This is a genomic window from Telmatobacter bradus, from assembly GCF_048629425.1.
Taxonomy (GTDB): domain Bacteria; phylum Acidobacteriota; class Terriglobia; order Terriglobales; family Acidobacteriaceae; genus Telmatobacter; species Telmatobacter bradus.
This window is the reverse complement of the sequence record NZ_CP184532.1, coordinates 2,601,974-2,624,556: the sequence shown is the minus strand read 5'-3', so window position 1 is coordinate 2,624,556 and position 22,583 is coordinate 2,601,974. Positions and strand designations below refer to the sequence as shown.

Annotated in this window: 12 protein-coding genes; 8 read left to right on the top strand and 4 right to left on the bottom strand. The window is 53.2% G+C overall.

Annotation, left to right across the window (positions count from 1 at the left end; genetic code table 11):
• Window positions 1-49: 49 nt before the first annotated feature.
• From ACOBR2_RS10850 to ACOBR2_RS10835, 4 genes are all read left to right on the top strand, one after another.
• Entirely contained in the window at window positions 50-1,171 is a 1,122-nt protein-coding gene (locus ACOBR2_RS10850; RefSeq protein ID WP_420236135.1) for an efflux RND transporter periplasmic adaptor subunit, read from the top strand.
• On the top strand, window positions 1,168-5,595 hold the full coding sequence (locus ACOBR2_RS10845; protein ID WP_420236134.1) for an efflux RND transporter permease subunit: 4,428 nt from the start codon (window positions 1,168-1,170) through the stop codon (window positions 5,593-5,595). The genes ACOBR2_RS10850 and ACOBR2_RS10845 overlap by 4 nt, the downstream gene beginning before the upstream one ends.
• A gap of 543 nt (window positions 5,596-6,138) precedes the next feature.
• Entirely contained in the window at window positions 6,139-7,335 is a 1,197-nt protein-coding gene (locus tag ACOBR2_RS10840; RefSeq protein ID WP_420236133.1) for an outer membrane beta-barrel protein, read from the top strand.
• Window positions 7,336-7,382: 47 nt separating this feature from the next.
• Window positions 7,383-9,227: a carbon starvation protein A gene (locus ACOBR2_RS10835; RefSeq protein WP_420236132.1), complete on the top strand. Its 1,845-nt coding sequence runs from the start codon at window positions 7,383-7,385 to the stop codon at window positions 9,225-9,227.
• 324 nt (window positions 9,228-9,551) lie between these two features.
• Here ACOBR2_RS10835 and ACOBR2_RS10830 read toward each other — a convergent pair whose 3' ends face one another.
• The 3 genes from ACOBR2_RS10830 to ACOBR2_RS10820 are packed head-to-tail and all read right to left on the bottom strand — an operon-like array spanning window position 9,552 to window position 12,937.
• On the bottom strand, window positions 9,552-11,867 hold the full coding sequence (locus tag ACOBR2_RS10830) for a TonB-dependent receptor (protein WP_420236131.1): 2,316 nt from the start codon (window positions 11,865-11,867) through the stop codon (window positions 9,552-9,554).
• 42 nt (window positions 11,868-11,909) lie between these two features.
• Complete coding sequence (locus ACOBR2_RS10825; RefSeq protein WP_420239962.1) at window positions 11,910-12,416, bottom strand: IS630 family transposase; 507 nt, start codon at window positions 12,414-12,416, stop codon at window positions 11,910-11,912.
• The gene (locus ACOBR2_RS10820) at window positions 12,416-12,937 is read right to left on the bottom strand and encodes an IS630 family transposase (protein WP_420236105.1); all 522 of its coding nucleotides are present in this window, start codon (window positions 12,935-12,937) and stop codon (window positions 12,416-12,418) included. Before ACOBR2_RS10820 ends, ACOBR2_RS10825 begins: the two co-directional genes overlap by 1 nt.
• A 659-nt stretch (window positions 12,938-13,596) precedes the next feature.
• On the opposite strand from ACOBR2_RS10820, the gene katG reads away from it, so the two are divergent.
• Window positions 13,597-15,798, top strand: a complete 2,202-nt coding sequence (katG, locus tag ACOBR2_RS10815) for a catalase/peroxidase HPI (protein ID WP_420236130.1) — start codon at window positions 13,597-13,599, stop codon at window positions 15,796-15,798.
• A gap of 392 nt (window positions 15,799-16,190) precedes the next feature.
• Here katG and ACOBR2_RS10810 read toward each other — a convergent pair whose 3' ends face one another.
• Complete coding sequence (locus ACOBR2_RS10810; protein WP_420236129.1) at window positions 16,191-17,150, bottom strand: IS5 family transposase; 960 nt, start codon at window positions 17,148-17,150, stop codon at window positions 16,191-16,193.
• A gap of 1,306 nt (window positions 17,151-18,456) precedes the next feature.
• On the opposite strand from ACOBR2_RS10810, the gene ACOBR2_RS10805 reads away from it, so the two are divergent.
• The 3 genes from ACOBR2_RS10805 to ACOBR2_RS10795 all read left to right on the top strand — a co-directional run bounded on the left by ACOBR2_RS10805 (window position 18,457) and on the right by ACOBR2_RS10795 (window position 22,151).
• Window positions 18,457-20,514 carry a DUF2264 domain-containing protein gene (locus ACOBR2_RS10805; RefSeq protein ID WP_420236128.1) on the top strand — a complete coding sequence of 686 codons (2,058 nt, stop codon included), beginning with the start codon at window positions 18,457-18,459 and terminating at the stop codon, window positions 20,512-20,514.
• A 14-nt stretch (window positions 20,515-20,528) separates the two neighbouring features.
• Complete coding sequence (locus ACOBR2_RS10800) at window positions 20,529-20,909, top strand: VOC family protein (RefSeq protein WP_420236127.1); 381 nt, start codon at window positions 20,529-20,531, stop codon at window positions 20,907-20,909.
• Window positions 20,910-21,005: 96 nt separating this feature from the next.
• A complete protein-coding gene (locus ACOBR2_RS10795) occupies window positions 21,006-22,151 on the top strand; it encodes an ROK family protein (RefSeq protein WP_420236126.1) in 1,146 nt (381 codons plus the stop codon).
• Window positions 22,152-22,583: the final 432 nt, after the last annotated feature.

Below are 22,583 nucleotides of genomic sequence, written 5' to 3'. Positions count from 1 at the left end.
CATAGCGCCTACGCTGACTCTGTCCTCCTGCGACTCCAAGCCTGCAGTCGTGGCCGACCAACCGGTTCCGGTCAAAGTGCGCTTGCCGAATCAGGCGCAGCAGAATGTTTCGGTGTTGGCCGGTGGGGCGGTGGAAGGCAACATGACCGCGATGGCAGCTTTCGAAGTAAGCGGTCGCGTCAAGAAGGTCTACGTTGAAGAGGGCCAGCAGGTAAAGAAAGGGCAGGTCTTGGCTGAACTTGATCCGACTGACTACCAGCATGCATATGAAGCCTCTGCAGGCCAAGCTGATGCTGCTCGCGCTACCGAGCAAAAGGCCAAAACTGGACTGCGCCCAGAAGAACTGGAGCAGGCCAGGATCGCCTATGAGCACGCGCAGGATGAATACACGCGTATGAAGTTTCTTTATGATCGCAAGAGCCTAAATGCGAATGATTTTCACAAGTTTGAAGCCGCATATCTAGCAGCAAAACAGACTTACGAAATGGCCCGAAAGGGATCAAGGAACGAAGACAAGTCTGCGGCTGAAGCGCAGACCCGGTCCGCCGTTGCCCAGATGCAAGATGCAAAGCGGCATCTGACGAATTGCCGATTGCTCGCTCCCATTTCCGGATTTATCGGCATGAAGCATGTGAATGTAGGCGACGTTGTCGCTGCCGGCACTCCCGCCTTTTCAGTAATCGATCTCGAATCGGTCAAGATTCGCGTGGCAATCCCCGAAGCCGAGGTAGGCAAGATCCGCGCTGGTGCCGCGGCGTTGGTCACCGTTCCCTCACTAGCGGGTCAGAGTTACAAAGGAACGCTGGAGGCGCTTGGTATCTCCGCCGATCCGACGTCACGCACCTACACGGCGAAGATCGCAGTCGCCAATCACGATCATCAATTGCGAGATGGCATGGTCAGCCAGGCTCGTATCTACGGCTCGCAGCAAATTCACGTCTTCACGGTTCCAGCGGAGGCAATTGTGCGCGATGCTCGCGGCATTGCCAATGTCTACGTGTACTATTCTGACCGCCGTATGGCCTTTGCGCGGCGTGTTGAGTTGGGAGATTTCTTGGGCAACGAGTTGGTCATCACCAGCGGTCTCGCGCCCAGTGATCAAGTCATCATCGTAGGACAGCAGAACTTGCGTGAGGGCTCTCCTGTGCTTCTTGTTGGAGGTGTACGATGAATCCGATTCGTACCTCACTTCGCTACCCGCAGGTCACGCTGGTGCTGGCTGGCATGCTCTTTGCCGTTGGCCTGATTGCACTGTTCACCATGCCACGACGCGAAGATCCAAAGATCACGATTCGCACCGGATTGGTTTCCGCAATCTATCCCGGAGCCACCAGCGCAGAAGTAGAAAACCAGGTAACGCGCAAAATCGAGGAGCGTCTCTTTCGTTTCTCTGAAGTGCGGCGCGAAAAAACTTTTTCGACAACACGCAACGGTGTGGTTATTTTCAACGTTGAACTGAACGAGTCCGTGCAAGATGCCGATGGTTTCTGGTCGAGACTTCGGCTCGGCATGGCACAACTGAAGTATGAGTTGCCGGACGGTGTGCAGGGGCCGGTTGTGGACTCCGACTTTGGCGATACGGTTGCCGTTCTGATCGGCGTTCACTCTGAAAACTACGACTATCGCGACTTGAAGGATTATGCGCAACGCATTGAAACAACCCTGCGCGCGCTTCCCGACGTTTCTAAGATTGAGCGCATCGGCGATCAAAAAGAGCAGATCGTTCTCTCCGAATCGCAACAAAAGCTGGCGCAGTATGGCGTCAATCCACAACACGTTGTGCAGGCGATTGAAGCCCATGGAGCAGTGCAGTATGCCGGGCTCATTCCAACTGCAAGTAGTAAAGTTCCACTGGATGCAGACGGGCACTTCTCGTCGGAAGACGAACTCCGCAATCTTGTGGTAGATATTTCCCCATCGGGCATTCCTATCTATTTGAAAGATATTGGAACGATCAATCGTGTTTATGAAGACCCATCGGAATACGTACGCGTCAATGGCCAAAAGACAATTTTATTGGCCGTGGAAATGCACGACGGAAAGAATATTGTTACCTTTGGACATGACTTGCAGACGGCTCTGGATCGTGTGCAAAAGACACTGCCGCCCGATGTCCATCTGGATTTGATCGCCAATCAGCCACGCGTCGTGGCTGATCGTGTGGGCGACTTCTTTCGTGAGTTCGGCATCGCCATTGCCGCGGTCATTCTAGTGACCATGCTTCTGCTTCCAATGCGTGTTGCACTGGTCGCTTCAATTGCAATTCCGGTTACAGTTTCAATTACCTTTGCACTGCTTAATATGGCGGGCATCGAGTTGCATCAGGTTTCCATCGCCGCGCTGATTGTCGTGTTGGGAATGGTGGTAGACGACGCGATTGTGATCGCAGACAACTATGTCGAATTACTTGATCGAAAGATGCCGCGCGATGAAGCGGCATGGCGCTGCGCCTCGGAAATGGCGGTTCCCGTGCTTACCGCTACCATCACGATCATTGCTTCGTTTGCACCTCTACTGCTTCTTACTGGATCTACGGGAGAATTCATTCGTGCGCTGCCAATTACGGTTTCAATTGCGCTGGCTACTTCCTTTGTAGTGGCCATGCTTTTGACACCGCTCACTGCTCGCTTCTTCATCCGTCAGGGTCTGCATGATCATTCCGTCGAGAACGCGCAGCACAAGACCTCCGCGATTGAATACATGCAACGATACTACAATCGCGCAATCACCTGGTCCATGCAGAACAGGCGCATGGTGCTGATTTCTGCTGTGATTATTTTCTTTGTAGGAATTGGCGTTTTGCAACTCGTAAAACAGCAGTTCTTTCCTCTGGCAGAGCGCGATCAATTCGTGATGGACGTATGGCTTCCCGAAGGCACACGGATTGAAGCAACGGAGGCTGCAGTTCGCAAAATCGAAAAGGTAGTGCAGTCCCAAGCTTTGGTGAAGAATTGCGCCAGCTTTGTTGGAACCAGCGCGCCACGCTTCTACTACAACGTAAATCCTCAGCCACCTGCTGAAAACTATGCGCAGATTCTCGTCAACACCGCGAGTGTCGCGGAAACGCCGAAGATTGTGGAACGACTTCGCAAGCAAATGCCGTTCGTGGTTCCAGAGACCAAAGTTTTTGTGAAGGAGCTGCAGCAAGGCGACGATATGGATGCTCCCATCGAAGTGCGCATCTCGGGTGACGATGATGTAATACTTCGTTCTCTTGCTAATCAGGTAGATTCGATTCTGCGTCACACACCGGGTGCAAGCTATATTGATACCGATTGGCACGATGCGCAACTTCAGACGCAGTTGCACCTGAATGATGAAGTTGCTGGCCGTCTTGGCTTCACTCACACCAGCATCGCGCAGCAACTTGGTGCGGGATTTGATGGAGTGCGGGTTTCTACGTATTGGGAAGGTGACCGCAACATCGACATCGCGCTTCGTCTTTCTTCAGCCGAGCGACAGAATTATGAGAGCGTCACGGATGCTTACGTGCAGTCGCCTACGACAGGCGTAAGCATGCCATTGAGTGCGGTTGCAACACTGTCGCCGGAATGGCAGTCAGGCCGCATCGTGCATCGCGACGGAGTGCGCACCATCACCGTCCACTCCTTTGCCGACGATGGCTATCTTCCCAGTCAGGTGCTTGCAAGCGCAAGAAAACAGATCGCGAAGATTGCACTTCCCGATGGTTATCACATCGAGTACGGAGGCGAAGAAGAGAATCAGGATGAGACTTCCGGCGAGATGGATCGTGCCCTGGCCATCAGTCTGGTACTTATCTTTCTTACCCTGCTTTTTCAGTTCCGCACGTTGGTTGATCCGCTGATCGTGATGGCTGCCTTTCCACTGGCGTTGCCAGGAGCCGCACTCGGACTTTTTCTTACTCGCAATCCTTTCGGATTTACGGCCTTCATCGGCATCATCAGCTTGGGAGGATTGGTCGTGCGTAATTCCATCATTCTTATTGACGCGATTCACGAACGCATGAAGGCGGGAACTCCGTTGGTGCAGGCCGCGCTTGAAGCAGGTGAGCGTCGCCTTCGTCCCATCTTTCTTACTACCATGGCAGCTGCGGTTGGTGTAACGCCGATGATTCTTTCTGGGTCAAGCTTGTGGTCGCCGATGGCCAGTGTGATCGCCTTCGGTCTGCTTGGTTCCATGTTCTTCACTTTGATTGTGATTCCTGTTCTCTTTGTCGCTGTATATGAGAAGCGTGCGGCTCACTCTGCATCAATGGTTACTGCTCTATTGATCATCAGTGTTGCGTTCTGCGGACAGGCTCAGGCAGAGACCCGCAACATCACGCTCGACGAAGCCATACGCCTTGCTCATAGCCAGAACAAGATGGTTCATCTTGCAAATCTTAAAATCGACGAGGCAAAGGCGAAGCTGACACAAGCACGAGCAGATTATTTTCCTGTCGTCAGCAATCAAACCGATGCAATGCATCTCGGCGAAAAGGAAAACCTTACTATACCGAAAGGTGCGCTTGGAACTTATCCAAGCGATGGAGCGATTCCCGGTAAGGATGTCTCAATTTCACTTGGCAAGCAGGATCTGATTCTGAGTACAACAACTGCGGCCCAACCCTTGTCGCAATTGCTCAAGATTCATGCAGGTGTTTCAGCAGCGCATGCAGATACCGCGATTGCCCGCGCCGATGCACAACATGCGGAGGATGAAGTCACTCTTAATGTCAAGAAGATTTACTATAATCTGCTTGGTCTTGAAAAGCGTATTCATGCTGTCGAACTGCGCATTCATGCGGGCGAAGACAAGATAGCCGAGGCGCGCGATGCAGTCCAGGCAGGCTCAGCTTTGGACGCGGATGTGCAGCAAGGTGTGGCGGAGATCGCCGAGGCGCGTCATGCGCTTGGCGTATTGCAGGATGCGGAGGACGATCTGCGTGTCGATCTGAATGAGCTGATTGGGTTACCTCTGGAAACAGAGATTCAGCTTTCTGATCCGCTGCAAATGGAGGATGAATTGCCTGACGCGCCCTCTGTTGCAAAAACATCTTCTGTAGACCTGAGTACCATCGCTCTGGCACATAACCCTGAAATTGCCTCAGCACATAGCACGCTCGACAAAGCTAATGCCGACCTGAAGGCTGCACACTACGATTTCATTCCCGATGTAAGCGCGTATGTAGAACACGTCTATCAAAATGGAGTCCCTTTGCTTCCAGAGAACTCCATCACTGTGGGATTGCGCGTGAATTGGACACTTTCGGAGTTTGGCAAGCGGACCGGAAAAGTACGCGAGTTGCAATCGCAGGTGGCACAGGCCCGGGAGAATCTAAGCATCACGCAAGACCGCGTGCGCATTGACGCAGAAAAGCAACTACGTAAAGTGCGTCGCTCAATCTCGGCGCTTGATGCGGCGCAAGCCAACGTCGCAGCGCGTGCGGAAATGCGCCGCATTATTTCTGATCAAGTTTCGGCAAAAACAGCGAACACATCTACCCTGTCAGACGCGGAAGAAAAGCTAGCGGAGGCACAATCTCAATTGTTTGACGTGCGCGTTGAACAGGCAACTGCAAAAGCGGAACTAGATAAGCTGCTTGGCGCCGCAATCTCAGAGGGCGGGAACTGATTCAGAAAGATAGTACAGTCTAATCCAATTGGAGTTCCCCCGGCTTTGCCGGGGGGGGGGGGGATTAACTTTTTTCACCTTACCAATCCTGGTTTGTATCTCCGTTGTTGGGAGCGTGATCTGCCTCTAGCACAGTTGATGCAGTTTCTGTTGCCCTGTTTTCAGGTGCCCTGTGTCACAGTTGTATGCGTGATGGTTGGTACATACAAAACGCTTTATCACACACCGGACAGGATCATGCACAAGCATGGAAAATAAATCTCGCTGTAGTTCAACCCTTTACGCTCTAAATATTGGAAATTTATTACGTAATGAAAAAATAGAACAAAATTTGTGGGTATTTTTGCTCTTAAAGGATGCATTTTTGACCATTTTCAGCATCTATATAAACGTGCTGGAGTAAAGATCAGAGGGTAACCCATGCAATCAATCGATTTTCGAAGAAATGGTGAGTCAACCGGCTTGAGTGTATTCCATGCTATCGCGCGGGGCAAACGTATTCTGCGCGGGTGCTGTGTTCGTGCAACATGTCTTACACTTCTGGTGGTTGGGGCGCATGCACAGGAGGTAGCGCAGAGCACACCAACAACGATTGTGCATCAAGCGAATGCCACGAGGGAACAATCTACCAATCCGGAAGACCTGACTCCACTTTTTCGCGAAAATGCGGTAACGCACTGGCTGGCCGGAGAGCGCGTACGCGCGTATGGCTGGGTTAATGGCGGCTATAGCGAAGTGAGCAGCAACTACGGACTGTTAAACGTTGCGCCTTCGCCGACGCGCTTTGGCAATGAGTTTCTGCTCAACGGCGCATGGATAATTTTTGAGCGCCCAACTGACCTGAAGCACCGCTCCTGGGGATTCCGTGCAGATTTTTATGGCGGCTCCGACGCCGCTCTGCTGCGCCCCATGAACAGCTTTGGCCCGCAGGGCAAGCACATGGGAACCGACTTCCGGCAGCTGTATATTTCTGCGCATTTGCCGGGAAACCGTCCCTGGGATCTGCAAATCGGCCGTCAGAATATGCCTCTCGGCTATGAGACGCTCATGGCTCCGTACCGGCCACTCTATTCGCAGACCTATTTCTGGATCAATTTCCAGGTAACGGCGACAGCGGCTCTGGCCACATGGCACCCAACGCACACTCTCGACATTCTGGCTGGCCCGGTCACTGGCTACAACACAATCTTCGAATTACGCGGTCGCGCTCCGGACTACATCTCCCGGATTACTTACCGGCCTGGCAACAGCACGCGCACAACGCTGCTCGGCACGGTCTTTACGGGCCCGAAACCGGCACCGATCGCCACCGGCCACAGCGACTTCTGGCAAACAGTGCTCGACATCGAAGCGCGCAGACGGTGGTCACAGCGCCTGCAGCAGACCTTCCAGTACGATTCCTCGTGGGCCACAAAAGATCAGGGCAACAAGGGCAGGACTTCGGCCACCCATGGAGTTTCATCGCTGGCTGTGTTGGGACTGGACCGGCAGATGGACATAAATCTGCGCGGCGAGTGGTTTGGCGATCCGCAGGGTGTGCATACCGGCACGTCTGGCCAGTTTGGCGAAACTACGCTTGGTCTTGCCTATCGTCCAGCGTCCTGGGTCACTTTCCGGCCTGAGATTCGCGGCGACTTTGCCAGCCGTCCGGCCTTTGGTCCGCAGGGTTCTACGCACCTGGACCGGAATCAGGCCACAGCTGCCATTGATGTAATTTTTAAATTCTCAGCCATACGGTAATGCACCCCGCGGAGGCGTCTCCGCCGAACACAAAGAGGAGAACTGTAGTGAACACTTTGGCGCTTTTGATTGGGGCGTTGTGTGTATATGCCCTGGGATATCGCTATTATTCGGCCTGGATTGCAGCAAAAGTTTTGACCCTCGACGACCGGCAGATTACGCCGGCGCACAAGCTTGCCGATGGACGCAATTACGTAGCCTCACCGAAATGGGTGCTCTTTGGACATCACTTTGCAGCTATTGCCGGCGCGGGCCCGTTGATTGGTCCCACGCTGGCCGCACAGTTCGGATTTGTGCCTGGATTTTTGTGGATCGTGGTGGGCGCGGTACTGGGCGGTTGCGTGCATGACTTCACGGTTCTGGTTGCTTCCGCGCGCCATCAGGGTAAATCGCTGGTCGACATTGCGCGTACCGAGATCGGACCGGTAGCTGGTGTGGTGACCATGCTAGCCGTGCTCTCGATTCTTCTGGTGACCGTCAGTGGCTTGGGAATTGTTGTTGTCAACTCGCTCTCCAATAGCCCATGGGGCGTTTTCACGATTGCGATGATTATTCCTATCGCCATGGTGATGGGAGTCTGGATGTTCAAGGGATCTGCTGGCAAAATTCAGGTGAAAGGACCGTCGATCTTTGGAATTGCGCTGCTGTTAGTCGCGGTTTTTCTGGGGCATGTGGTGGCACAGTCCTCGTATGCCCATCTGCTGACCTTTTCCAACCATCAGATCACGCTAATTCTGATGATTTATGGTGCCGTGGCTACAGCGCTACCGGTCTGGCTGCTGCTGGAACCTCGCGACTATCTGGCCACCTATGTAAAGCTTGGCACTATCTCGCTGCTGATTCTGGGCATCTTCTTCGTGCATCCGCAGTTGCAGTTTCCGGCCTTCACCAATTACGTGCAGGGCGGTGGACCGATCATTCATGGCAAGCTCTTTCCCTTTCTCTTTATCACCATTGCCTGCGGATCAATCAGCGGCTTTCATGCTCTGATCTCATCGGGCACCACACCCAAGATGCTTGACAAGCAGACCGACGCTCGCTTTATCGGCTATGGCGCGATGGCGGCTGAATCGCTGGTTGCCGTGGTGGCGCTGGTGGCGGCATGCTCACTCAATCCGGGCGATTACTACGCCATCAATGTCTCGCCGACGATCTTCAGCAATCTTGGCCTGCACACCGTTGACCTCAACAAGCTTTCGATGGAAGTGGGCGAGCATCTGGCAGGCAGAACCGGCGGCGGTGTCTCCCTGGCGATTGGCATGGCGCACATCTTCCGCGGCCTTCCTGGCATGGATACGCTGGTTGGCTACTGGTATCACTATGCCATTATGTTTGAGGCGCTCTTCATTCTGACCACGGTAGACGCCGGCACACGCGTTGCCCGCTACGTAGTGCAGGAACTGCTTGGCAAGGCTTATAAACCCTTCGGTAATCCCAACTGGATTCCGGGGGTGGCTATTTCTACTGTACTGGTGGTTGGCTCCTGGGGTTACATGATTTATACAGGGTCAATCTCAACGATCTGGCCGCTGTTTGGCGCGGGCAACCAACTTTTGGCCACCGTGGCGCTAGCCGTCTGTACAGCCTTTCTGGTGAACAGCGGTCGCGCAAAGTACATATGGATCACGGTAATACCAATGATCGTGGTTGGTTTTACCACCGTGTGCGCGGCGGTTCTCTCCATCACGCAGATATTCTGGCCTCTGGCGCAAAAACCGGAAACAGCTCTGCAGGGAACGCTGGACGCCTCGTTGATGACGCTGTTTTTGGTTGGCGTTGTCCTGGTTGTCTGTTCCTCGGTACATCGTTGCTGGTCCACACTGGCCGGAGCTCCTCTGCCGGAGCAATCGTATGGTGCTGAAGTCGCACGGGAGTCCTCAAACGAGGCTTGAGTTGAGGATGGTCATAGGTTTTACGGTACAAAAGGCTCTCTTTCTGCATTCCCGCAGAAGGGAGCCTTTTTTTATCGGAAAGGGAACTCTTATGTGAGACAAGTATCCTCAGGACAGGAAGTAACAACCCAGCCGCAGCGACTAAGGAACGCCAAGTTGATCTTAGAAGCTTCTTTCCAGCCAGAATCGTACCTGAAACGGTTCGGAAGGATGAAAGACATTCGAAAATTCCGCTGCGGACGTTGGTGTCATCCGAGAAACATAGGAGTAGGTGATGTCGTCATTGCGGCGATTCAGTACGTTCAAAAGATCAGCGGAAAAACGTCATTTCTTGTAGACCTGATAACCGGCTCCTGCATTGATCAGCAAGGTAGAATTGGAGCGATTGAGGCCATCGGAGGTCAGATCGCGCGGACCAAAGTAGCGTAGGCGCATCGTCCCCGTAAAGCCCTTGTAGTCGTGTAGCGTAACACCCGAGGAAATGACCACCTTCACCGCTTCAGGCACCAGCTTTCCACCCGCGAGTTGCTCAGGGTACGACAGTCCATTGGCCGCAGTAGGATTGGCGAACGCCGCATCATCTGGATCGATTTGGGTAAATTGGGCGCGTGAATCAGCCATGTCCATATCAATCGTCAGATGTTCGGTTGGTGTGTAGTAGTTTGCCCACTCAACGCCATAGCGATTGCTCGACTGTTCCGAGGCAACTGTGCCGCCGGTGTCACCATCCTGCTGTAACTCCGAGTTACTGCGTAAATACCAGAATGACAGTGTGCTCTGTAGGTGGGAAACAGCTGAAGTACGCACACCGAACTCCCCGCCTTTGAGTTGGACCAACGGGGAAATAGGGGTGCTCGCCGTGGGGAACGGATTGTCCGGAGAAATCGGTTCCTCTTTCTGCGTAGCGCCACGTGCGTCGTTGCTGTGATAACTGAATCCACCTTGAGCATAAAACTCCGTGTTGGACCATGGGCCAAAGATCAGGCTCAATTTCGGCTGAGGCTGAAATTTGGTGACTGAACCGGAGTTGAGCTCCACAAAGTTGACTGCGGTAGACGAAGGCAATTCGGTCGCGACGTAACTGGGAGTCAAGCTAGTAACGACATATTTTGCGTCATCGCCACGCAGACCCAGGACAGTGCGGAATTTTGCTGTCCACTGGATCTTGTTTTCGGTATACATACTGACCAGCGTGTCAGTAAATTGATTCAGATCCGTGGTCGCGGGCAAGACCGCAACCAGATTCGGATTAGTAGTGCACTCATCAATAGATTCTTCATTGCAAGCGTTGCTATCGTTCTTATTCGTACGCACACGATTTTCTGTGCGGAAAAGACCATTGTGTACCCAATCGTTGCGTACCTGTAGACCAAAGCTGTTTTCGAACTTATGGCCATACCACTGGCCAAAGACGGTATGATGTGCGTCCAGACCTGCTACCCAGCGCCTGTCCTGCTGTTCGAACTGATCGCCCTTCTTGGGATCATCCAGATAATAGGTAAAATCAGAGAACAGATTGAGGTCGTAATAAAACCCGTAGGCCATGATCTTCGTCAGGGAATTTGCGTTCTGTCGATGCCATTCGCCCTGTAGGCTATAACGCTGAGACTCACCGCCGTCGGTCGGATTCAGAGCACCGAATTCGCCGACCAAAGCAACAGCGTTAACGGGGATCTGATCACTCGAATGCCATGTGCCACGGTAGGCGTGGGCCGTGATGCTCAATCCGTGAGCGTCTTCACCCTGGCTATAGGTCGCAATGCCGTTGTATTTATAAAAATTATCCTCATGCGATGACCATGGGCCATTATCGTGGTACAGCTCTCCGCCATACAGCAGAGTGCCCGAGCCGAGATTGCGTGATATACCGAACGCCAAACGTCCATAGCCATACATGCCGCCCTCTATCTTGATAAAGTTCTGCGGCAGAGTCTTGAAGAATTCCATGTGCGCCGATCCTGCCGCACCGAAATTTCCAACATTGGCGGCATAGGGACCCTTCACGAAATTTACCCGTTGCACAAACTCGGGGATGACGATATTCATGTCCGAGTAGCCCTCACCGTGCGCGTGTGACGGAAGGTTCAACGGCATGTCATCAAGGAAGTTGGCAAAATCCGTGCCGTGGTCGAGATTGAAGCCGCGCAAAAAATACTGGTTTGCCTTGCCGCCACCGGCGTGCTGCGTGATGATGAGGCCGGGAAGCGTCTCCAAAACTTCTCCAGAGCGAAGAATCGGACGGTCCTGAAGTTCCGTTGCGCCAACCGTCCCCTGGGTGGCGGAATTGGCAATACCTATCAGGTCATCCTGCCGGCCCTGCACATTGACAGTAGTGCTCGCGGTACGCACTGCCAGAGAGATGCGCAACGGGGCAGTTGCCTCACCCGTACCTATGCGTACGGGAATTTCTTTGGTTTCAAAATCAGGATTTGACACAACCAGCCGATAATTTCCCGCAGCAAGCCCGGAGAGCAGGAAGTTTCCATTTCTATCCGAATGAACCGTTGTTTGCACCATACCGTTCTCACTGCGAGCCTGCACGCTAGCTCCGTCAATCACGGCACCTGACGCGTCAACGACTGTTCCAGACAGTTTGGTGAAATAAGCCTTCTCGCTTGTGACGGTCTGGGCTGAGAGCACAAACGTATCTCCTATTGATTCCTGCATAAATAATGCAATGATTCAGCGCAAAGAAATGGACAACTCGGATTGGGCGATGCAGCCGCGCAGTTTTGCCTGCGAGTTCCGAATTCCGTCAATGGAGCCAAGTATGTCTTCCATCAGTTCGTCCACATCCTTTGGGCAGCTGTTGGCCAGTTCCCGCTTGGCCAATGACCAGACGCCTTCGTCTGGATTCAGTTGCGGGGCATAGGACGGAAAGTGCTCGATGCGCAGCCGGGGATGCTTTTCGAGAAATTGCTCGATAGGCTTTCCCTTGTGCGTCGATGAGTTGTCGAGGAGCAGAATGATCGGGCCGCGCAGGAGGCGCGTCAGTTCGCGCAAATACAGACAGACCTCCTCCTGCCCGATGTTGTCGTAAAAAAGAAGATAGTAGAGACCGAGATGATGTCGTCCAGGGCTGACGGAAATTCCCGAGATCACCGAGATCTTGTCGCGCTGTCCTTGGCGATGGCGGTGGATAGGTGTTTCCCCTTGTGGCGCCCAGGTTCTGACCACGTTGGGAATCATCAAGAAGCCCGATTCATCGGCAAAGACGATGTGGGCGCCCAGCCTTGTGGCGTTTTTTTTATACGCGGCCACTCTTTTTGTTTCCAACGCTCGATCTCTTCTTCGTTGCGCTCCAGAGCGCGTCGTTCCGGCTTCTGCGGAGTCCAACCGAGATCGTGCATCAACCGGCCTATGTGATCCGGGTGGTAGCTCACGCCGAACTCGCTCTCGATCAACGCGGCAATGCGTGCGGTGGTCCACAGATTGGTGCGATAACCCTGAGCCATCGGCCCCTTGAGCAACAGCCGAACAAGCTTCTTGCGCTCAGTAGCACCCAACTTCAGGGGGCGTCCAGGAGAAAAACGGACCTGCAAAGCATCGTCTCCGCGCTGCCGTCGAGCATCGCGCCAGCGCATCACTGAACTCGCGTTACATCCTATCTGTCGTCCGACTTCGTTGAGCGAGCAGCCTTCATCCAACAGCGCTAAAGCACGACGGCGACGGTCTTCCAAAAGCTCGGCACTTGCCTTCAGTCTGGGCATAGGGGTACCGTACCTCTGAAAGTATTATTGCATTATTTATGCAGTAGTCAATAAAGTGCCAAACAAAAACACAAGTATGAGCATTAATATTTTCGTGTTACCTGGCTTCATGAAATCTCCTTGTTTGCTTCAGGCCAATTTGTTTCAGTTTGCGTGCATCTCGTTCTGCAACTGCGCGAGGACTCGGAACGGAGAAAGAGGCAGACCTGTCAGCCTACAGAGAGACATCGAAGCAGTGTGAACCTGCCCGATAGGCCATCCTAGTGGTCACAAACGCGCACGAAGCGGATTCTATTGCAAAAAGCCTTGAAACTTCGACCGAATCGATCGACTGCCGCAGGCAAGAACCATAGTGTTACGATTCTGTTTTTTATATTACCACGCACTTGCGCTTGCGAAGGATATGAAGCTTGCGCAACAGCTTCATAGATGCTATTCGTTCATATTACCGACTTGTGAGTAAGAATATTCTTCGGTCTACAGCATTCCGAAACGCTTTAACTCGCTAAAATGACTACCCAGAAAAGTGACCTCAACAAGCACTGCCCTACAGACAGGTATTAAAACCCTTTGCTTGTGCTAAGATTCTGCCGTCGATTGACGGCTCAATTTTTGAGACGCAAGAACCCCGTAAAATGAGTCAGTTTACAGGAGGCACCATGCCCAGCGAATCGAAGTGCCCGTTTTCGGGCGGTATTCTCGCAAATACAACGGCAGGGTCAAAGAGCAATCATGACTGGTGGCCCGATCAGTTAAATCTGGCGATTCTGCATCAGCATTCCTCGTTGTCCAACCCCATGGGCGTGGAATTCAACTATGCCGAAGAGTTCAAGAACCTGGATCTGGATGCGGTCATCAAGGATCTTCATGCTCTGATGACGGACTCTCAGGACTGGTGGCCGGCAGACTTTGGACACTACGGACCGCTCTTTATCCGCATGGCCTGGCATTCGGCAGGCACCTATCGCGTTCATGATGGACGCGGTGGCGCGGGCCATGGAACGCAGCGTTTTGCTCCACTCAACAGCTGGCCTGATAACGTCAATCTGGACAAGGCGCGCCGCCTGCTGTGGCCAATCAAGCAGAAGTACGGTCGCAAAATCTCCTGGGCTGATCTGATGATTCTGGCCGGCAATGTGGCACTGGAATCAATGGGCTTCAAGACGTTTGGTTTTGGCGGCGGCCGCGCGGATGTTTGGGAGCCGGACATCGACATTCACTGGGGTCCGGAGAGCACATGGCTGGGCGATGAGCGCTACAAGGGCGACCGCAAACTAGCCAATCCTTTGGCCGCCGTGCAGATGGGCCTGATCTACGTCAATCCGGAAGGCCCCAACGGCACCCCCGACCCGCTTGCTGCAGCCCGCGACATCCGCGAAACCTTTGCCCGTATGGCGATGAATGATGAAGAAACGGTTGCCCTGATCGCGGGCGGTCATACCTTTGGCAAAACGCACGGCGCCGGCCCGGCCACACACGTTGGACCCGAGCCTGAAGCTGCTCCCGTTGAGCAGCAGGGGCTGGGCTGGAAGAACAGCTATGGCACCGGCAAGGGCGGCGACACCATCGGCAGCGGACTTGAAGTGATCTGGACAACAACGCCAACCAAGTGGAGCGCCAACTTCTTCTGGAACCTGTTTGGCTATGAGTGGGAGTTGACCAAAAGTCCGGCAGGCGCACATCAATGGACGCCGAAGCATGGCGCAGGCGTTGGCACAGTGCCGGATGCGCATGATTCCTCCAAACGTCACGCGCCGTCCATGCTGACGACCGACCTTGCCCTTCGTTTCGATCCTGCCTACGAGAAGATTGCGCGGCGCTTCATGGAGCACCCGGATCAGTTTGCCGATGCCTTTGCTCGGGCGTGGTTCAAGTTGACGCATCGCGACATGGGCCCGCGTGCGCGTTATCTTGGCTCGCTGGTGCCAAAGGAAGAACTGATCTGGCAGGACCCGATTCCTGCCATCAATCATCCACTTGTCAACGAGCAGGAGATCGGGGCATTGAAGGCCAAGGTGCTCGCGTCTGGTTTTTCCATATCCCAACTTGTTAGCACGGCGTGGGCGTCTGCTGCCAGCTTCCGTGGAAGTGATAAGCGCGGCGGCGCCAATGGCGCACGTATCCGGCTTGCGCCACAGAAGGATTGGGAGGTTAACCAGCCAGAGGAACTGGCAAAGGTGCTCTCACAACTGGAAGTGATTCAGCAGGAATTCAATACTGCGCAGTCTGGTGGTAAGAAAATTTCCTTGGCTGACTTGATTGTGCTCGGGGGCTGCGCGGCCGTGGAAGCTGCAGCCGGCAAGGCCGGGCACAACATCAAGGTTCTCTTTGTACCGGGTCGCATGGACGCCACGCAGGAACAGACCGATGTGGAATCCTTTTCCGTGCTGGAACCCATTGCAGATGGCTTTCGCAATTACGTGCGCAAGGGACTGGAAGGTGCTGCCACCAACCTGTTGCTCGACAAAGCGCAGTTACTCTCCCTCACAGCTCCGGAATTAACGGTTCTGATAGGTGGTTTACGCGTACTGGGGGCAAATTTTGCGCACTCGCCGTTGGGTGTTTTTACCGTGCACCCGGAAACCTTGACCAATGACTTCTTTGTCAATCTGCTGGACATGAAGACGCAATGGCAAAGGTCAGAAACGGCTGAAAATGTTCTGGAAGGGCGCGATCGGCACTCAAGCGAACTCAAGTGGACGGGCACGGTTGTCGATCTCGTCTTTGGTTCAAACTCTCAGCTTCGGGCTCTTGCCGAGGTGTACGCAAGCAGCGATGCGCAGCAGGTCTTTGTGCAGGAGTTCGTGGCGGCCTGGAACAAGGTGATGAATCTGGATCGTTTCGACCTTGCCCGGACGTAAATGCAGAGAAGACATAATAGGCTGCAAGATTTAAAGAGGCTGTACCTATGTTTCTGGCAAGGAATGCGCGGGCAGGGCGTTGGATGATTTCGGGGAGTACAGCCTTATTGAATGCTTTTCAGAATGCCTTTTCCTGATGAAAAGGTACTCAATAACATTCCTTCGGTTTGCACACGTTCCGAAAACTCTATAACCCTGCCCACAGTTTACCGACTTAGAAGTTCAGCGTAACTTTAGGGAGCCTCTGCACAACCCACGATTTTGCGGTGTAATTACAATGCAATGGGCTCGGAAGCAGTTATAGCCAGAATTGCGGGTTCAGTTGCATCCAGGCGCGGGCTCTACGTGGTTGTTTTTTGTCTCTGGAGGCCGTTTTCCGGCATCCAGAGACACTACGCCCCCAGCGCGACCAGCCGTTTGCGATTTTGGTAAAGGTTAACCAGGGCAAAGGCCGCGCAAAGCCACTCGTGGTTCTTCCTTAAGCCACGATAGCGCACCTTGGTAAATCCAAAAACGCGCTTCAGAATGCGGAAACACCACTCCACCTTCGATCTAACTCTGGCCTTGGTCGTATTTTTGCGCTTGGCTTCTTCGTCTACATAATTTTTGAACTTGGTGCGGCGGCTGGTCATATCTTGCGCCCCGGGCGCGGCCGCATGAATTGCCTCGGTTTGTCCTTGATAGCCTGCGTCTCCCCAGACTTTCTTCTCTGCGCCGTGCAGTAAGTCAGGCAGCATATGTTTGTCCGCCACGCTGGCCGCAGAGGTGCCGACTGAGTGCACAATGCCCGACTTGCTATCAACGCCAAGGTGCGCTTTCGCGCCGAAGTACCATTGCTGTCCCTTCCTGGTCTGGTGCATCTGAGGATCGCGCTTGCCGGTCGAGTTCTTCGTCGAACTCGGAGCGTTGATAATCGTTGCATCCACGATGGTTCCCGTGCCGATGCGAATGCCCCGGCTGGCTAGAAAGTGGTTCACCGTATCGAGTATCTGGCCGCATAACTCATGTTCTTCGAGCAGGTGGCGGAAGCGCAGAATGGTGCTTTCATCGGGCGCGGAGGCACGGCCCAGATCAACTCCGGCGAAGCGCCGCAACGCGGGCGAATCATAGAAAGCTTCTTCCATTCCGGGGTCTGAAAAACCAAACCACTGCTGCAAGAAGTACGTGCGGAGCATGATCGACAAGCCTGCTGGTTGGCGGCCGTTGCCAGCCTTGGGATAATGAGGCTCAACCAGCGCCAATAACTCCGCCCACGGCACCACTTGCTCCATCTGATCCAGAAAAAGCTCCCGCTTGCCCTTGCGACCATACTGCTCAAAACTCGCTTGTGACGCCAGTGTTCGTTGCCGCATCGCCCTTGCCCTCTACTTATCATTTTATCCAAGCAGAATGCAGTATTGGGACTTGTGCAGAGTCTCCTTAGACTAATCTGCGTACTCGGGATCTGCAAGCAGATGGGACTTCCGATTGGCAGAAAATATTCTTGTTACATATTATCTGTAGGCTTCAGATCCAGAATTGGATTAGAGCCGCAAAGCGAACGACAGGCCCTGCATTCAGTCTTTCTCTCTGCGCAAAATAATTTTAATTGCATCCACTGTTTCATGCGATAGACGCAGAATTTTTCTAATCGTCCAATACCTACAGTGTAGCTGCCATTGGTGTGTCGATCTTTAGCCTCAGTTGGATACCGGGAGCGATGCTGTACTTCCTGAGCAGCTTCACCGAGGGTGCATCGTAGTCGGAGATGCTTTTCGCTGTTCCACACCCTGGCGAGTCATTTTGCAATCGGATAAATTGCAATTCGACTTGCGATGAAAGTGGGTATAAATCCATGAATCAGAAGATGTTGACCGATTCACAATGGAAGGCGATCCAACCCTATCGTCTAGGCAAACGCGGCGATCCGGAGCAGACCGGCGTCGACGGCCATCTCTTCGTCGAAGCGGTTGTGGGAGCGTGTACCGGCGCTTCCTGGCGAGATCTTCCCAATGAAATTTGCAGCAACGGGGAGTCGGAGCCGTGTTTCCGCCCAGAACTAAGAGACTGCCTCCGACCAACTACGACGAGGAAAGTCCTAATGGTGACGCCTTATCGAGAAATTTTTCAAAAATCTAAGGAATTCAGGGGGTGTCGCTATGAGAAGTTGTAAAGCCAATTCCAGCTTTGCGGCCATGATCTACCTAGTAGCCGCTGTCCTACGTACGTAATGAACGTCAAAATGCCCAGAAACCGCAGGAAGATTTTGTGTCCTACCTTCTACTTGACCTTGACGAGTACTACCTTGTGGAGATAGTTTGACAGTCATACCAACGTGCTTTAGCAGGAAATCCTGGTGCATTGCGGGTCTTAAATCTTAAAATCGTAGAGCCATTTCTAGTACCCAATGTCGTATCTTTCCGAAACCGATTGAAGGACCAGCAGATCGATGTACGGTAGGGAATTGGAGGATTTGGCGTGACATATGTCTGATTGTCGAACTATTATGCGATTACCGGCCTGTAGACTCATGGTTCTTGCTTGGGTGCTGGCGTAATGTATTGGTGTGCAAGGTAGCACAGAGTGGTTTTGCTGTGGGAAGGCGGGTTGACCGGAAGACCTCCCAATGCAAGGCACGCAAACTCAGAAATTAGCGGTATAGAAAGGTGAACAGCAACGATGGCATCCGATCGATTTGAAGTATTGGACCCTGATTTTGAGCTCAGCCCGCAGACCGGGATGACACGGCAGCACTACATCGATTGTGCCCGGTATCTGTTGGAACGGGCGTTCACGCATGTGAAGTCGTTCGATATGCCGATTGTGTTTCCGCTGGTTCCGGGCAAGTCGTATCCGCAGCCGAATGACCCGGAGTGGCGTACAAGGTCGCATGAGTTCGAGGCGCTGGAGAGGACGTTCAATCTGGCGGCTCCGCTGATTCATGTCGATCCGGAGATCAGCATCAATGGAATCAATCTGCGCGCCTACTACCTCCACCACTTTTACAATGCGCTGACACCAGGGCACGCAAACAGCCTGCCGTTGCCGGAAGATTTGCCGGACGCAACGTATCAGTTCACCTGCGAATTCGGTGGCTGGGCGAAGACGATGCTACTGATGCCGGATGTTCTGTGGCCACACTGGAGCAAACAGCAGCAGGATGAGATTGCAGCGACGATCTCAAAGTGGGCGCATCATCGCACCACACAGAACAATTGGCGCCTGTTCAATATTTGCGCTTTATCGTTTTTGAAGAAGAACGGCTATGCGATTGATGATGCGTTACTGAAGAGCCATCTGCAATGGATTGCATCCTACCATGCTGGCAATGGGTGGTATCTGGAGCAGAGCTATAACTATTACACGATCAGTTTGTTCGTGGTATATGGCACAATCTGGAATCGCGCGTTCGGAGACGAGTACTATCCGGAGATTGCAGCGGTTCTGGAGAAGAGCTTCGAAGAGTTATTCAAGACGTATCCATTGTTCTTTGGGCGTGATGGGTACATCAACATGTGGGCGCGAAGCATCTGCTATCGGTTGTGGATCTCAGGAGGATTCCCAACATCGTTCATGCTAAAGTCTGAGCCTCCTATTGATCCGGGCTGGGCGCGGCGCTTGTGCTCGGGGTCAATCCTGCAGTTTGTAACGCGGCCAGAGTTTTATGAGAACGACATTCCGAGTTTAGGATTCTATGGACATCGGGAGTTTGCAATCCAGAACTATAGTTGTCCGGCAAGTCCGTTCATCATGTTCCTTCCGTTCATTGCGCTTGCGCTGCCCGAGGATTCTCCTTTCTGGACGGCGAAGGAGAACGATGGTGCCTGGAATTCGTATGGCAAGGACTCGGTACGGACAATTCTGGAGAAGCCTGGGCTGGCGCTGGTAAATCATGGCGGTACGGGAACGTCGGAGATCATTTCGGGCAAGGTGTATGACGATGATCACAACTATTCGAAGCTGGTGTTCAACACACACTTTCCATGGGAGGACCACAACCCGACGGGAGGCACATCGCAGGAGTACAGCTTCCGAAGTCTTGACCCACGCGATTTGCGCGGCGTAGATATCAATTTTTATTTGACGGGGCGTGCGGTGGATAATTCCGCGTCCCAGAGCGCGGGCTACACCACCTCGCAGAGCATTTTGTTTAACGGAGAGCGCGATCATGTTCTGTATCGTCAATTATTGATGAGGAAGCCGCCGAACAATGGGGTAGGTTACATCATCGATCTGGCGGAGATCACGATTCCGGGTGGCGTGATTCGAGTGGACCGTTGCCGATTGGCCTTTGAGCATGAATTGACGCTGGGGCACTATGGATTGCCGCATGTCGATGGTAAGGCCGCAGAGATAAAGCGCCATGAGTATGCGACGCACACGGCCCTGACGGCGGCGATTGCCGGCCGGCAAGTTGCGATGATCACCTATAACGGATGGGATTCGCTGCAGAGTAAGACGCATGCAGGTTTCAACGCTGAGGCGGATGAGAGCACAGTGTTGTACGGGTATCGCAAGCGTGTAGCGCAGAACCCGGCGATGGAACTGATGATCTCAGTGATGTTGCACAAGACGGAAGATACACCGTGGAAGGAAGAAGAGCTGTCGCCACTGAAGAAGGTCGAGCTGATTGATGTCATGGCTTCTGGTTCGGTGATGGGTGCAAAGCTGACGCTAACGGATGGCACGATGTACACCGTTGACTTTAAGGATGTTGACGGCTATAAGTCTTGTTAGGGGAGAGGTGAAAGATGAAGATTGAGCATATTGCCTTCAATGTTTCAGACCCGGTGAGTATGGCTGCGTGGTACTGCAAACAGTTTGGGCTGCGGGTGGTAAAACACATCCCGCAGCCTGCACAGACGCACTTTCTGGCAGATGATGAAACAACCGCGCTGGAGATCTACAACAACCCGCCGGACCAGGTTCCGGACTACCGTGCAATGCATCCACTCTTGTTTCACCTGGCGTTTGTCAGCAGTGATCCTGAAAAGGATGCGGAGCGGCTGGTTGCTGCTGGGGCGGAGTTTGTGGATGAGGTGAGGCTGCCGGATGGTTCGCTGCTGAAGATGCTGCGCGACCCATGGGGAGTGGCGTTCCAATTATGTAGGCGCGCCCAACCACTGACCTAGTAAAGCATAATCATTATGATGCGTGAATTAAGTCATGTACAGCCACGAGGTCTGCAGCCGTCGAGCAGTAAAACAGCCCACGAGACAAACCGGAGTATGGTTTTTGAATTAATGCGGCTGAACTCAGCAGTGTCGCGTGCTGAACTCGCACGAATTGCAGGGCTGCAGAAGAGTACGGTCTCCATTATTGCGGAACAGCTGTTGAAGAATGGCTGGATTCGTGAGTATGACCGTGGGGCTCAGTCGCGTGCACAGGATTCGGTGCCAGGGAGGAAGCCTGTCGAGCTCTCGATCAATGAGTCTCTGGCAGTGATTGCCGTGGACGTCAGACCTGGTCGTACATCCGTGGCTGTTACAGATTTTCATGGCCGCATCGTCTCACTGGAGTCGTTTCAAACCCCGAGCAAGAGCAAGGATGCGGAGCGCAGACTGGCTAAGGTTGTCTCAACGTTGAGGCAGCAGCATCCGCGTCTGGCATTTCAGGGTGTAGGTGTTAGTGTGTCGGGCAGGGTGAAGGCGGAAGATGGGATCGTGGAATTTTTTCCAAACTTGCCCTGGAAGCACTGGGAGCTGAAGGCTCATTTGCTGTCCATGCTGAATCTTCCGGTCGAGGTACGCAACGCTGCAGATGCGATCGTGCTTTCAGAACGATGGTTTGGTGTTTTTCGTGGCGTTCAAGATGCCCTAGTTGTAACCGTTTCAGAGGGCATTGGTGTTGGGATTCTGACGGGTGGCCGGGAGTTATTGGGTGCACACGGAATGGCCGGTGAGTTTGGACATGTCGTACTAAAACAGAATGGATTTCCATGCGGTTGCGGGAAGCTTGGTTGCTGGGAGACGTTGGCGTCCGAGCGAGCTGTGGAGCGTTCGTACGCCAAACTCCGCAAGCGAAGTAACGAAAAAGAGCAACCGGGGGGATACACCGAAATCTTGGCGCGGGCAGAGAAAGGCGAAGTTGGCGCACTGAAGGTTTTGGAGGAACAATACAGGCAGATCGGCGATGGACTGCGGCTGGTGCTACCCTTTGAGCCGGAGTGCATTTTGTTTGCGGGTGACTTTGTGGTGTTATGGGAAAAGTTTGGACGCATCCTGAGTGAGAAGGTTGCGAACCATGCGTTTCCAATGGCCGTTCCGAAATTACTGACTACGGAAGACGCTACGGCTGCGCGACTGCGTGGAGCCACTGCATTGATCCTACAAGCTGTGTATAGAGAAGGTCTGAGGGATTCAATCCGGAAGTAAAGAACGACTTCCTGCATTAGCCAATGATCAACTTTGCGCGGATGAATGTCCATGGTTGCTTCGTCATGAGAATGGCAGAGGCCAGAGAGTCTATGGCTGCGAGTGGTTCGGCAATTCAGTCTCATGAAGTCTGTGCCAGTTGTAAAGCTGTATCGATTGGGGCAGGGGATTGATGGCAGGAATAGACTCAAGTACCCTGAAATACTGCGGCCATGTGGGAGCAGAGATCAATGTCAAGTATGTTTTGGCGGCTTGCTATGCAGCTGTTTCTGCGGGTTTTGCGCGATATGTGTTCCTGTCGATTCTATCTTGCGATAAATCGATTTAAGTGTGAGTACATTTGTACCATGCCAGTCGTTGTCTGATTTGCATACTGTTCTTTTCGCGGTGAAGATTTCTCTTCGGTCGTTCTTGAACTAGGAGACAGACAAG